Raw genomic sequence first — 12,643 nt, forward strand, 5'->3', positions numbered from 1 at the left:
CTGCCGTGCTACTGCGTCGCGGCGTTCGGATCCGGCAGCGGCACCGGCGAATCGGCGAGCGTGTGCAGGTAGAGGATAACGTTGGCGCGGTCCTGATCCTTCGCCAGACCGGCGAAGCCCATTGCGGTGCCTGGAATGTCCTTCTTTGGCGCCAGCAGGAACTTGTTGAGGTTTTCGAAGGTCCACTTCTCGCTGCCGCCCTTGGAGAAATCCTTCATGGCAGCGGAATAGGCAAAGCCTTCATGCGAGGCGATCGGGCGATCAACGGCACCAAAGAGGTTGGGACCGACCTTATTCGGCCCCCCTTTGGTGGCGTCATGACAGGCCTGACACTTCTTGAAGACCGTCTCGCCGGCCTTGGCATCTGCAGAAGCGAGCAATTGCGCAATCGGAACGGCAACGGCAGGCGCAGCCTCGCCGCCAGCAGCGGGCGCCTCTTCGGCAACGATCGCGAAACCTTCCTTTTCCGGTGCTTCGGAATGGAAGATTCCTTCGGACGCGATAGAGACCGACATCAGAACGAAAATCGTTCCGAGCAGCGCCCCGACGGCCGTATTGACGTATGAATTCATCTGCAATGCTCCCCTTGCAGCCGGCAGATCATAAACCGGACCATCTTGAAATCGCGCGGAACCTATGTCTTTTGGCTGTTCGTTGCAACTGTCTAAATGGTCTTGCGCGTGAGACTTTTTGACACTTTCCAGCCCGGAATAGAAGGCCTGAACAATGAGTGATTCAAATTTAGATGGCGTGCTGGTGCTGATCCCGGCGCGCATGGCCTCCACCCGCCTTCCGGGCAAGCCGCTGGCCGATATTTGCGGCCTGCCGATGATCGTGCAGGTGGCGATGCGCGCCAGGGAAGCAGCCATCGGCCGCGTCGTCGTCGCCGTCGACGACACCCAGGTGTTCGATGCCGTGGCCGCTGCCGGCTTCGAGGTCGTCATGACCAGCACGGATCATCAATCGGGTTCCGATCGGATCTTTGAGGCGCTGACGAAAGTCGATCCGGATGGAAAGGCAAAAATCATCGTCAACGTCCAGGGCGATCTGCCGACGATCGATCCGGAAACAGTGCGCGCGGCCTTGCGCCCGCTCGAAAACGAGGCGGTCGATATCGGCACGCTGACGACCGAAATCGACAATGAGGAGGACAAGACCGCGCCGCACATCGTCAAGATCGTCGGCTCGCCGATTTCCGCCGCCCGGCTGCACGCGCTCTACTTCACGCGGGCAACCGCCCCTTACGGCCAGGGGCCGCTCTACCATCATATCGGCCTTTATGCCTATCGGCGCGCGGCGCTCGAACGGTTCGTCTCGCTCGGCCCCTCAACGCTCGAAAGGCGCGAATCGCTGGAGCAGCTGCGGGCGCTGGAAGCCGGCATGCGCATCGACGCCGAGATCGTTGACACGGTTCCGCTCGGTGTCGATACTCCCGCCGACCTCGAAAAAGCGCGGCGCATCCTCTCCGCAAAGTCGAACTGACGGAACCATCATGAACATCAAGACCAACAGGATCGCCTTTCAGGGCGAATTCGGCGCCAATTCCGACATGGCCAGCCGCGACATGTTTCCGACCATGGAGCCGCTGCCCTGCCAGACCTTCGAGGATGCGTTCACGGCGGTCGACAACGGCGATGCCGATATTGGGATGATCCCGATCGAGAACACGATCGCCGGGCGCGTCGCCGATATCCACCATCTGCTGCCGGAGTCGCGACTGCACATCATCGGCGAATATTTCATGCCGATCCGCTTCCAGCTGATGGTGCTGCCCGGTGTTACCAAGGACGAGATCCGCACGGTGCACAGCCATATCCACGCGCTCGGCCAGTGCCGCAAGATCGTTCGCGCCAATGGCTGGAAGCCGGTGATCGCCGGCGATACGGCAGGGGCGGCGAAACTCGTGCAGGAAACCGGCGACCGCTCGATGGCCGCCTTGGCGCCACGTCTTGCCGCCGATCTCTACGGGCTCGAGATCATCGCCGAAAATGTCGAGGATACGGAAAACAACGTCACCCGCTTCGTCGTCCTGTCCCGCGACGAGGAATGGGCGCAGCGGAATTCGGCGGAAGAAAAGGTCGTCACCACCTTCGTCTTCAACGTCCGCAACATTCCGGCCGCGCTCTACAAAGCGCTCGGCGGTTTTGCCACCAACAACATCAACATGACGAAGCTGGAAAGCTACCAGCTCGGCGGAAAATTCGTGGCGACGCAGTTTTACGCCGATATCGAAGGCCATCCGAACGATCCGAACGTGCGCCGGGCGTTGGAGGAATTGCGGTTCTTTTCCGAGAAAGTCCGCATCCTCGGCGTCTACAAGGGGCATGCGATGCGAGGCCTGCTTTAGAACAGGATGAAGTCATCCTGTTCTAAATTAAATAGTTAGAGCATGATGTTGTCCGAAAACCGCTGATACTTTTCGGCATCATGCTCCAAGGCAAGCCCCGCAAGTCGCCTGAATTATTTATCCGGCTCACAGACACGCAGCCGATGCCCATCCGGATCGAGCACGACGAAGGTCGGGCCGAAATCCAATTCGGTCAGTTCCTGGGCGATCGGCAGGCCGCGCTGGCGCCAGTCTTCATAATGCCTGGCGACGGCATTTTCTCCTTCGACCATGAACGCCACTTCGCCGCGATTGCCGATGGCGGAGGGCTGCGGCTCGACCTTGCTGCGCCGCCAGAGACCGAGCGTGAAACCGCCCTCAAGCGGAAAAGCGACGAAATTCGGCGCTTCCACGGCCGGTTCGCGGTTCAGCAGATTCCGGTAGAAGCTGGCGCTTTCACCCGGGTCCTTGACGTAAAGAATGATGAGATTGGGGCTGGTCATTTCGGTTCTCCCGTTGTTTAAGAATGGCGCCGCGAGAGATCGTCTGCTGACAAATCATGGCAGCAGACAATCGACGGAGTTGCGATCGCAACGCCCGTTCTCGTCGAGTAGAATGTTGATAAGGATAGGCGACCTAAAGCGGTCGCGCATCTCGTTGTCGCAAAACCGCTGCGCTTTTGCGCGATATGCTTTAGAGCGGGAAACGGTCCTCGCAGTGCGGGTCGCGTCCGTCGATGAAGCCGAGGTCGCGCTTCAGGTAATCCGGTGTCGCTTCAAGGTCGAGGCTGGTGCGATCTCCCCTGCGAAAGCGGAAAACGCTCGTGACCACGTGCAGCAGGCCGGAGCGCGCTGACTGGCGGACATCGGCAAAAGTCTCGGCCGAAATGACATCGGCAAAGGACTCGGCTGCAAAACGGTCGTTGGTGAAATGAATGGCTGGAGGCGTTACCATGATCAGTACTCCTTCCTGGTGAAGTGTACTGATAATAACTCCACCTGCTGACAGTTTATGGCAGCAGCGTTCAGTTCTCGACCGGTACGTCCTGCGTCTCGCGCCATTCCTTGAGGAGAACCGTGCGGCGGCGCGGATAGCGCACCTCGTGCAACGCCATGTCGATGATGCGGTCGGTGCGAAAATGGCGAAAATCCTGGCGCAGTTCGCACCAGGCCATGAGGACGCGCACATGCTCGTAATAGCCGAGCCCGAATGGCCAGACGCGGCGGCGCGAAATACGGCCCTGCTCGTCACCATAATGCAGTTCGAGAATCCGCTCCATGCGGATAGCCTTGCGGATGGCCGAGACGTCAGCCTTGTCCTCGTCCCTGCGTTTGGGACCGACGAAAAGCGCTGCCGAATCGATCATCTCGCGCATATCGGCCGGCAGCACGGCGGCTATCTTGGCCAGCGCATCGGCGCCGGCGCGGGCAAGGCGCGGCTCGGCGGCGCGGGCCACCCAGCGCGAGCCGAGCACCAATGCCTCCAGCTCTTCTTCGGAAAACATCATCGGCGGCAGCATGAAGCCGGGCTTCAGCACATAGCCGATGCCGGCTTCACCTTCTATCATCGCGCCCTGGGCCTGCAGGCTGGCAATATCGCGATAGAGCGTGCGCAGGCTGACGCCGGTCTCCTGGGCAAGCACCGTGCCGGTCACCGGCCGCCGGTAACGCCGGAGCGTCTGTAGCAGCGTCAGCAGCCGTTCCGAGCGGGCGACCGGCATGGCGCTACCGCTTCCACTCCACCCAGTCGCGCATCAGGCGGTGGGCGATCGCCCCTTTCGGCGGCGAGGCCCTGCCTGTCGCGCTCGGGCGTTCCAGCATCTCGATCGTTTCCTCGCGGGTGAACCAGCGGCAATCTTCCAGTTCGGTCTCGTCGCGGCTGATTTCGGTGGATTTCGCCTCGGCGTAACAGCCGATCATCAGGGAATGCGGCATCGGCCAGGGCTGCGAGGCGTGGTAGCGGATACGGCCGGTGCGGATGCCCGATTCCTCCAGCGTTTCCCGACGCACGGCGTTCTCGATGGTCTCGCCGGGTTCGAGGAAGCCGGCAAGACAGGAATACATGCCCGGTGCGAAATGCGGGCTGCGGCCGAGCAGGCAGAGGTCGCGCTGCTCGTCAACCGTCAGCATGATGACGACAGGGTCGGTGCGGGGGAAAATCATGTGCTCGCAGGCGGCGCAGACACGCTTGTAGCCGCCGATGTGGATTTCCATCGCCGAGCCGCAGCGGCCGCAGAAGCGGTTGTCGCCATTCCAGCGGATGAGGCTTGCGGCCTGGGCGAATTCGCCGAGCAACACTTCGTCGATCAGCATTTCGCGAAACAGCGTGCGGCCGTCGGCAGGCTTGTAGTGACTGGTGAGGTCGTCGACGTCGATGCTGACGGGAACGGCAAGGCGCGGCTCGCCTGATTTGCGGTAGCCGAGAAGTATGGTTTCGTCCCAGTTCGGCTGCAATTCCTGCAGCTCGTAGCGGGCAAAGAGCGGATCGAGCACTTGGCCGTCATGCTTCAGCACCAGCTTATCCCCGGCGAAGGCGAAGATGTGCGTGCCGTCCTTGGCCAGCGCCTTTTCGACGGATTGTTCGTCGCGATGCTCGGAATCGCGGTTGAGGTCGTTGGCGGCAAAGGCCGTGAGATTGCTGGGTTCCGGATGCGGCACATCCGAATCGAAAAGCGAATGACTCATGATGAAAGGGCTTCCCGCAGCTTCGCTGTAAATTCGTCTCTCTTTCCTTCTTCGTAGGGCTCCGCGCGCCCGAAGCCCCAGACGGGACCCGGCCAGTTGGCATCGCCTTCGAAGCGGGCAATGACATGAACATGAAGCTGGCGGACGATGTTGCCAAGAGCCCCGACATTGATTTTTGTCGCGCCGGTGATCTTCTTCAGCGCCTTGGCGACCAGCTCCGTCTCGAAGGCAAGCAGCACCTGGTCGAGCGGCGTCAGTTCGAAGATTTCGGTTATATCAGCCCGGCGCGGCACAAGAATGAGCCAGGGCCAGCGGGCGTCCTTCGACAATCTCAGATCGCAGAGGCCGGTGACCATGATGCTGACGCTGTCATTTTCCAGCCGGGGATCGAGCACGAAACCGTTCAAAGGGCATTCCTCCTGTCTTTTCCTACGACTAGCAGTTTTTTTGCATGTTGGCTTGCTTTTGATGACGATATTGCCGATATGTGCATCCGGGAGGTTGGTGGTGGACGAGCCACTCGCCAACCGGGTCAGGTCCGGAAGGAAGCAGCCCTAACGAGCCCGGCACGGGTCATCGTGCCAGCCTCCCACCTTCTCTCCACGAAGTGCCCGACAGTCCGGGCGACAAGCAGGGCGATGAGCGACACCGAGCGACAATCAAAAGATGCCGCCTCGACGGGCACCGGATACCGAGTGCTGGCTCGCAAATACCGCCCCAAGGATTTCACGGACCTGATGGTCGGCCAGGAGCCGATGGTCCGCACCCTCACCAACGCCTTCGAAACCGGCCGCATCGCGCAAGCCTACATGCTGACGGGTGTGCGCGGTGTGGGCAAGACGACGACGGCGCGCATCCTGGCGCGGGCACTGAACTACAAAACATCGGAAATCGACAAGCCGACGATCGACTTACGCACGCCGGGCGAACACTGCCAGGCGATCATGGAAGGCCGGCATGTCGACGTGATCGAGATGGATGCCGCCTCCCATACCGGTATCGACGATATCCGCGAGATCATCGAGCAAGTGCGCTACCGGCCGGTTTCGGCGCGCTACAAAGTCTATATCATCGACGAAGTGCACATGCTGTCGACGCAAGCCTTCAACGGCCTGTTGAAGACGCTGGAAGAGCCGCCGGAGCATGTGAAGTTCATCTTCGCTACCACAGAAATCCGCAAGGTGCCGATCACCGTGCTGTCGCGCTGCCAGCGCTTCGACCTGCGCCGCATCAGTGCGTCGGATCTCGTCGGGCTGTTTACGACGATCGCGGCCAAGGAGGGCATCGAGGCGGAAGCGGACGCGCTGGCGATGATCGCGCGTGCGGCCGAAGGCTCGGCGCGTGACGGCCTGTCGCTGCTCGACCAGGCGATCGCTCATGGCGCAGGCGTCGTGCAGGCGGAAGCCGTGCGCGGCATGCTGGGCCTTGCCGACCGCGCCCGGATCGTCGATCTCTTCCAGCATATCGTCAAAGGCGATGTGGCCTCAGCCCTCGGCGAATTCCAGAACCAGTACGAAGCCGGCGCCAATCCTGTGGTGGTGCTGACCGACCTTGCCGATTTCACCCATCTGGTGACGCGGCTGAAATATGTGCCGGATGCGGCAAACGATCCTTCGCTCAGCGAGGTCGAACGCACCAAGGCGGCGGAATTTGCCAAGGGCGTTGCGGTGACGACGCTGTCGCGGATCTGGCAGATGCTGCTCAAAGGCATTCCGGAGACAGAAGGCTCGTCGCGGACGGCAGGGGCAGCCGAGATGGTGCTGATCCGGCTTGCGCATGCCGCGCATCTGCCGGCGCCCGAGGATGCGGCGCGGCGGCTTGCCGAATTTTCGGGCGACAATGCCGGCCCCCGGCCCGCGGTTCCGCCGTCCGGCAATGGCGGCGGCAACGGGACACGGGTTTCCTATCAGAACAGTGTCGCGGCGCGCGCCGCGGAAACCGCACCGAGCCAGCCGCCGCCTTCGGCGCCGGTGGCGATCTTGCGTGCCGTGCCGAGCAGCCAGCCAGAGACGATGGCTGTCGGGCGGATCGAACCAAAACCGGCGGAAGCCCTGAAGCCGCTCGTCCCGGTCAATTCGGTCAGTGATATCGTCAACCTCGCCACCGAGAAACGCGATCCAAAGCTGAAGGCGATGGTGCGCACCTTCCTGCGCCCCGTCCGGATCGAAGCCGGCCGGCTCGACGTCAGCCTGGCTCCCGGTGCACCGACGACGCTGCTCAACGAGCTTGCCGTCAAGCTGAAGGAATGGACCGGCATCCACTGGATCGTCAGCCTCAGCCGCGACGAGGGCCAGCCGACGCTTGTCGAAGCGGAGGCCAGGACCCGGGAACAGCATGTGATCGACGCGCGCCAGGATCCTGACGTGGCGGCAATCCTTGCGCATTTTCCGGGTGCCAAGATCATCGACGTGCGCGTGCGGGCGCCCGAACCGGAGGAGGAGGGCGAGGCGACGCCGCCGGCCGCCGCCGAATCCGAGGAAGGTGACATCCTGCCGGGCGACGATATAGAATTCTAGGTTTCAAGAAGGAGCGAGACGATGCGCGACATCATGGGCATGATGGGCAAAGTCAAGGAAATGCAGGCCAAGATGGAGCAGATGCAGGCGGAGATCGCCGAGCTCACGGCCGAAGGCAAGGCGGGCGGCGGGCTCGTCGCCGTGGTCATCACGGGCAAGGGCGAGCTGAAGAGCCTGAAGATCGATCCGTCGCTGTTCAAGGAAGACGATGTGGAGATCCTCGAGGACCTGATCGTCGCCGCCCACAAGGACGCCAAGGACAAGGCCGAGGCGCTGGCCGCCGAAAAGACCAAGGCCCTGACCGCCGGCCTGCCGATCCCACCCGGCTTCAAGCTGCCGTTCTGATCTATACGCCGCCTATGCCCAGTGGTCAGCGCCCGGCTTCCAACAACGCTCTCAGCTTGTAGTGGATCGGCGATGCGAGATATCGTGCCCGATCCGCCTCCGAAAGCCTCCGGCCGAAAGTTTTGATCAACTCCGGCATCGTCACCTTCTCTCCCGTAAAAAGTCGATGGTCGACCCGCATTCCGGCCTCGACCACACCGCCTTTGATGACGCGGCAATAGATGCCGGGACGGGCGGCGTCCTTATAGCGCGCGACGAATTTCGGATCGGCCATCCTGGCGGCGAAGGTGGCGCAGGGAATGCGGCATGACGTGACCTCGAGGACGAGATCGCCGACGACAAAGCGATCTCCGACGGCGACGTCGCGATTGTCCAGATCTGATATCACCATGTTCTCGCCGAAAGTACCGGCCTCGTAGGGTCGGCCCAGCTCCTGCGCCCACCAGTCGAGCGTCAGCGATCCCTCGACATAGACCGCCTGGTCGACGCCGCCATGGTGTTTGCGATTGCAGATCGCATCGCCGACAAGACCTTCGGCGTCGATCATCACCGCGCCGTTGACGGCGTGTTTGAAGATGCCGGTCTTGTAACTCTTGCCCGGCAGTCTTTCCGGATGGCCGGTGCATAAGGCCAGGATTTTCATGGGATGGCCGATCCTTCCGCGATTCCGTTTTCGTTCCATATCAGCTAAGAACGGCGCATGGCAAAACGAGTCACCGGCCCCGAAATCGAAAAACTCATCCAGCTTCTGGCAAAGGTGCCGGGCCTCGGACCGCGCTCGGCGCGCCGGGCGGCACTGCATCTGATCAAGAAGAAGGACCAGCTGCTAGGCCCGCTGTCGAATGCAATGGGCGAGGCCTATGACAAGGTGAAGATCTGCTCGCGCTGCGGCAATGTCGATACGGTCGATCCCTGTATTGTCTGCACCGACATGCAACGCGACCAATCCGTCATCATCGTCGTCGAGGACGTATCGGATCTCTGGGCGCTGGAACGGGCAGGCGCGATGAACGCCGCCTATCATGTGCTCGGCGGCACGCTGTCGCCGCTCGACGGGGTCGGTCCTGACGATCTCAACATTCGCGGCCTGATCGACCGGATCGGCGAAGGTGGCATCCGGGAACTGATCATCGCGGTCAATGCCACGGTTGAGGGACAGACGACGGCGCATTACATCACCGACCAGTTGCAGGGGCTCGACGTGAAGATCACGCGGCTGGCGCATGGCGTGCCGGTTGGCGGCGAGCTCGACTATCTCGACGAGGGCACGCTTGCGGCGGCCCTTCGGGCGCGGACGGTGATATGAGGGGATTATATATGCCGAAAGATGGTCCACGGCGGCTCCGGATCTTCGCACTCGCCATAACCGCCGCTCTCCTCCCCCTCCCCTCATACGCAGCCCCATCGAAAGCCGATGTCGAAGCGCAGTTCGAGACCTGGGTGCAGAGCGACCTCTGGCCGGAAGCGAAGGCGAACGGCATTTCGGAGAAGGTCTTTCAAGCCGCTTTCTCCGGCATCACGCTGAACTGGAACTTGCCCGATCTCGCGCCGCCCGGTTTCCCGCCGCCGAAGGAACAGAAGCAGACGCAGGCCGAATTTTCCTCGCCCGCTCCCTATTTCAACGAGGACCAGCTGAAGAAACTTGCCGCAACGGGACGCGGCTTTGCCGCCCAATATGGCTCGACGCTGAAGCGGATCGAAAAGACCTATGGTGTGCCAGGCTCGATCGTGCTTGCCATCTGGGGCCGGGAGACGGGCTTCGGTGCGGCGAAGATCCCGAATTCGGCGATCGAGGTGCTCGCGACCAAGGCCTTCATGTCGACGCGCAAGGAGATGTTCCGCACCGAGCTGGTGGCCGCACTCCATATTCTCGACGGCGGCGACGTCACACCTGCCAACTTCAAGGGTTCGTGGGCGGGCGCTCTCGGCCAACCGCAATTCATGCCGACCAGCTATCTGAAATATGCCGTGGATTTCGATGGCGACGGTCACCGCAATATCTGGACCTCGGTGCCCGATACGCTCGCCTCGATCGCCAATTACCTGGTCAAGAAAGGCTGGCAGCGCAACCGCGACTGGGGCTTCGAGGTGTCGATACCGGAGGCCGTCTCCTGCGCGCAGGAGGGACCCGATCTGGCAAAGCCGCTGTCGCACTGGGCCTCGCTCGGCATCGACCGCATCTCCGGCAAGGGCTTTCCCTCCGGCGAGATGAAGGCTGAGGGCATGATGCTGGTTCCGGCTGGCCGCGACGGGCCGGAATTCATCGTCACCCCGAATTTCTACATCATCAAGGAATATAATAATTCCGACCTCTACGCGCTCTATATCGGCAATCTTGCCGACCGGATCGCCTATAATGGCGGCGCCTTCCAGGGCAGATGGGGCGATGTCGGCAAGATGCTGCGCTCGGATGTCGCCGCCATGCAGAAGGCGCTGGAACGGCAGGGCTATGATGTCGGCGGTTCCGACGGCCTGCCGGGCTACAAGACCCGGCGTTCGATCGGCCAGTGGCAGGCAAAGAACAACATGAAGCCGACATGTTTTCCCGAGGCTGCGATGAAGGGCAAACTGAAGTAATCGGCTTTAGAGAGTGCGTTTCAGCCCTTCATGGCTGGCAACGAAACCGAGCCTCTCATAGAAGCGGATCGCATCTCCTCGCGCCTTGTCCGATGTCAGCTGCACCAAGCCGCAGCCGCGCTCGGCGCACTGAGCAATCGCCCATTCGATGAATTGCGCGCCGAGGCCCGAGCCGCGAAGATCCCTTGCCACACGCACGCTTTCGATCTGGCCGCGCCACATGCCCGTCCTCGAGAGGCCGGGAAGAAAGCTCAGTTGCAGACAGCCGACGACCTGGTCGGCCGCGTCGGTCGCGACAGCCAATAGCTGGTTGGCATCTGCCTCGATCGCGGCGAAGGCCGAGAGATAACGTGCATCGACGGGATCGGAGACGATTTCTCTGGCGCCGCCGAGATCGTCATCGCCAAGAAGCCGGACGATGGCGGCAAGATCGGATAGCCGGGCGAGCCTGAAATTATGCATTGACTGTTCTCAATGATGCAGATCGATCGGCACTTTGTGGAAGACATCGTCGCCTGGCGCAATGGCCTGGCGCTCGATCATGCGGTGAACATGAGGCGGGCCTTCGCCTCGATGGAGCGCGCGCAGCCTGTCGATATTTTCGGCATCGGCCTGCGTGCGCCGCTGGTTGTGTCTTATATATTCGACCCAGGTCGGCGTATGATAGGTCTCCGTCCACAGCCCGGGATTTTCAAGATCGCGCATCAGCGCCCAATTGCGGGCGCCGTCGCGGATGCGAATGCGGCGGCGCTCGCCCATCAGCGCCATGAATTCCGCAAGGTCGTCGTCGGCAATCTCGTAATCGACTTGGATGACGATCGGGCCGCTGCGCGGCGTGATGTCGAGACTGAGGGCGGGTTCGATGAAGCGATTCAGCGGATCGAGGTTGAGCGAGGCGAAGGCCGGCATGGAAAACCGCAGGCCGATGGCGATGCCGAGCAGCATGACGACGGATGACATCAGCAGCGCATCGGCAACGCCGTAGCGATCGGCCGCTACGCCCCACAGCCAGCTGCCGCCGGCGATGCCGCCGAAGGTGACGGTCTGATAAAGCGATAGCGCCCGGCCTACCACCCAGCGCGGCGTCGAAAGCTGGACGATGGTGTTGAACAGCGATAGTGCAGAGACCCAGCAGGCGCCGGAAACGAGCAGCCCGGCGGAGGTCAAGACGGCGCTCGGGCTCACGGCTGCGATGACCGCGCTCAATGCGAAGCCGGCAAAGGAGAGGCGGATGATCATCTCGCTGGAAAGCACCTGGCGAAGCCTCGCATTCAGCACCGCACCGCCAATCGCGCCGATGCCGAAGGCGCCGAGCATAAAACCATAGGTCAGCGGGCCGCCGGCAACGAGATCGAGGGCGACGACCGGCAGCAGCGCCAGGATCGAACTGGCGCCGATGCCGAAGAGCAGCCCCCTGACGAGGACCTTTTCGAGATTGGGCGACATCGAGACATAGCGCAATCCGGCAAAGATGGCGCTGCCGAGCGCCTCCCGCGGCAGGGTCGAGACGGGGGCGGCTGGCCGCCAGCGCAGCAGGGCATAGATCAGGGCGACATAACTCAGCGTATTCACCGCGAAGGCCGCGGCCGCGCCGGCAGCGGCGACGATGACGCCGCCGATCGCCGGGCCGACGCTGCGGGTGATGTTGAAACCCATGCTGTTCAGCGTGACCGCTGCCGGCAGATCGGCACGTGGCACCATGTCGCCGACCGAGGCCTGCCAGGAGGGATTGTTGAGCGCGGTGCCGCAGCCGATCAGGAAGGTGAAGAAGAGCAGCAGCCAGGGTGTGATCCAGCCGAGAAGGGCCGAGGCCGTCAGCAGTGCCGAGACGGTGAGCATCATGCACTGCGCCGTCAGCATGACCCGGCGGCGGTCATAATTGTCGGCCAGCGCACCCGATATCAGCGAAAACAGCATGATCGGCAGCGCCGTCGAGGTCTGCACCAGCGCCACCATGTCCTCCGAGGCGGTGATCGTCGTCATCATCCAGGCAGCACCCACCGCCTGGATCAGGCCGCCGAAATTCGAAGAAAGGCTCGCGAACCAGATTGTGCGGTAGGTATCGTGCCGCAAAGGCGCCAATGTCGACGAAGTGTAGGCCACGATTTCTCCCGCTTTTGTTATTGCGCGCCAACGGCAATATATGCGCAAGACCGGCGCTGGCCATAGGCTGTTCACCTCGCTGGAAGCGAATT

Annotated in this window: 15 protein-coding genes and 1 other RNA gene; 7 read left to right on the plus strand and 9 right to left on the minus strand. The window is 62.1% G+C overall.

The window, feature by feature from the left end:
- Positions 1-8: 8 nt before the first annotated feature.
- Positions 9-572 (minus strand): cytochrome c family protein, encoded by a 564-nt coding sequence (locus tag OIU37_RS19100; protein WP_168312102.1) that lies wholly within the window; start codon positions 570-572, stop codon positions 9-11.
- 154 nt (positions 573-726) lie between these two features.
- On the opposite strand from OIU37_RS19100, the gene OIU37_RS19105 reads away from it, so the two are divergent.
- Together OIU37_RS19105 and OIU37_RS19110 are read left to right on the plus strand one after the other, a co-directional pair.
- A complete protein-coding gene (locus tag OIU37_RS19105; protein WP_168317273.1) occupies positions 727-1,482 on the plus strand; it encodes a 3-deoxy-manno-octulosonate cytidylyltransferase in 756 nt (251 codons plus the stop codon).
- Positions 1,483-1,492: 10 nt separating this feature from the next.
- On the plus strand, positions 1,493-2,347 hold the full coding sequence (locus tag OIU37_RS19110) for a prephenate dehydratase (protein WP_003544355.1): 855 nt from the start codon (positions 1,493-1,495) through the stop codon (positions 2,345-2,347).
- Positions 2,348-2,460: 113 nt separating this feature from the next.
- Here OIU37_RS19110 and OIU37_RS19115 read toward each other — a convergent pair whose 3' ends face one another.
- The 5 genes from OIU37_RS19115 to OIU37_RS19135 form a co-directional block, all read right to left on the minus strand.
- Positions 2,461-2,829, minus strand: coding sequence for a VOC family protein (locus OIU37_RS19115; protein ID WP_003555800.1), 369 nt, complete (start codon positions 2,827-2,829; stop codon positions 2,461-2,463).
- 190 nt (positions 2,830-3,019) lie between these two features.
- Complete coding sequence (locus OIU37_RS19120; protein ID WP_264258407.1) at positions 3,020-3,280, minus strand: hypothetical protein; 261 nt, start codon at positions 3,278-3,280, stop codon at positions 3,020-3,022.
- A 70-nt stretch (positions 3,281-3,350) separates the two neighbouring features.
- A complete protein-coding gene (locus tag OIU37_RS19125) occupies positions 3,351-4,046 on the minus strand; it encodes a YafY family protein (RefSeq protein WP_264258408.1) in 696 nt (231 codons plus the stop codon).
- Positions 4,047-4,050: 4 nt separating this feature from the next.
- A complete protein-coding gene (gene nudC / locus OIU37_RS19130) occupies positions 4,051-5,010 on the minus strand; it encodes an NAD(+) diphosphatase (protein ID WP_180694174.1) in 960 nt (319 codons plus the stop codon).
- The gene (locus tag OIU37_RS19135) at positions 5,007-5,417 is read right to left on the minus strand and encodes an HIT domain-containing protein (RefSeq protein ID WP_240604355.1); all 411 of its coding nucleotides are present in this window, start codon (positions 5,415-5,417) and stop codon (positions 5,007-5,009) included. Before OIU37_RS19135 ends, nudC begins: the two co-directional genes overlap by 4 nt.
- 89 nt (positions 5,418-5,506) lie before the next feature.
- Between OIU37_RS19135 and ffs the strand changes: the two genes are divergently transcribed.
- The 3 genes from ffs to OIU37_RS19150 all read left to right on the plus strand — a co-directional run bounded on the left by ffs (position 5,507) and on the right by OIU37_RS19150 (position 7,871).
- An RNA gene (ffs, locus tag OIU37_RS19140) (signal recognition particle sRNA small type) lies at positions 5,507-5,603 on the plus strand.
- A gap of 45 nt (positions 5,604-5,648) precedes the next feature.
- Positions 5,649-7,526 (plus strand): DNA polymerase III subunit gamma/tau, encoded by a 1,878-nt coding sequence (locus OIU37_RS19145; protein WP_264258409.1) that lies wholly within the window; start codon positions 5,649-5,651, stop codon positions 7,524-7,526.
- 21 nt (positions 7,527-7,547) lie between these two features.
- Positions 7,548-7,871 carry a YbaB/EbfC family nucleoid-associated protein gene (locus OIU37_RS19150; protein WP_003544342.1) on the plus strand — a complete coding sequence of 108 codons (324 nt, stop codon included), beginning with the start codon at positions 7,548-7,550 and terminating at the stop codon, positions 7,869-7,871.
- A gap of 25 nt (positions 7,872-7,896) precedes the next feature.
- Here OIU37_RS19150 and OIU37_RS19155 read toward each other — a convergent pair whose 3' ends face one another.
- Complete coding sequence (locus OIU37_RS19155) at positions 7,897-8,514, minus strand: MOSC domain-containing protein (RefSeq protein WP_264258410.1); 618 nt, start codon at positions 8,512-8,514, stop codon at positions 7,897-7,899.
- A gap of 57 nt (positions 8,515-8,571) precedes the next feature.
- Here OIU37_RS19155 and recR point away from each other — a divergent pair, with 57 nt between their 5' ends.
- Positions 8,572-9,177 carry a recombination mediator RecR gene (gene recR, locus OIU37_RS19160; protein ID WP_264258411.1) on the plus strand — a complete coding sequence of 202 codons (606 nt, stop codon included), beginning with the start codon at positions 8,572-8,574 and terminating at the stop codon, positions 9,175-9,177.
- An 11-nt stretch (positions 9,178-9,188) separates the two neighbouring features.
- Positions 9,189-10,448: a lytic murein transglycosylase gene (locus tag OIU37_RS19165; protein ID WP_264258412.1), complete on the plus strand. Its 1,260-nt coding sequence runs from the start codon at positions 9,189-9,191 to the stop codon at positions 10,446-10,448.
- A gap of 6 nt (positions 10,449-10,454) precedes the next feature.
- Here the strand turns inward: OIU37_RS19165 and OIU37_RS19170 are convergent, their stop codons facing one another.
- A complete protein-coding gene (locus OIU37_RS19170) occupies positions 10,455-10,910 on the minus strand; it encodes a GNAT family N-acetyltransferase (protein WP_171602069.1) in 456 nt (151 codons plus the stop codon).
- Between the two features lie 9 nt (positions 10,911-10,919).
- On the minus strand, positions 10,920-12,599 hold the full coding sequence (locus OIU37_RS19175) for an MFS transporter (protein ID WP_171602070.1): 1,680 nt from the start codon (positions 12,597-12,599) through the stop codon (positions 10,920-10,922).
- Between the last annotated feature and the right edge of the window lie 44 nt (positions 12,600-12,643).

It is taken from the genome of Rhizobium sp. BT-226, from assembly GCF_025847085.2.
GTDB lineage: Bacteria > Pseudomonadota > Alphaproteobacteria > Rhizobiales > Rhizobiaceae > Rhizobium > Rhizobium sophorae.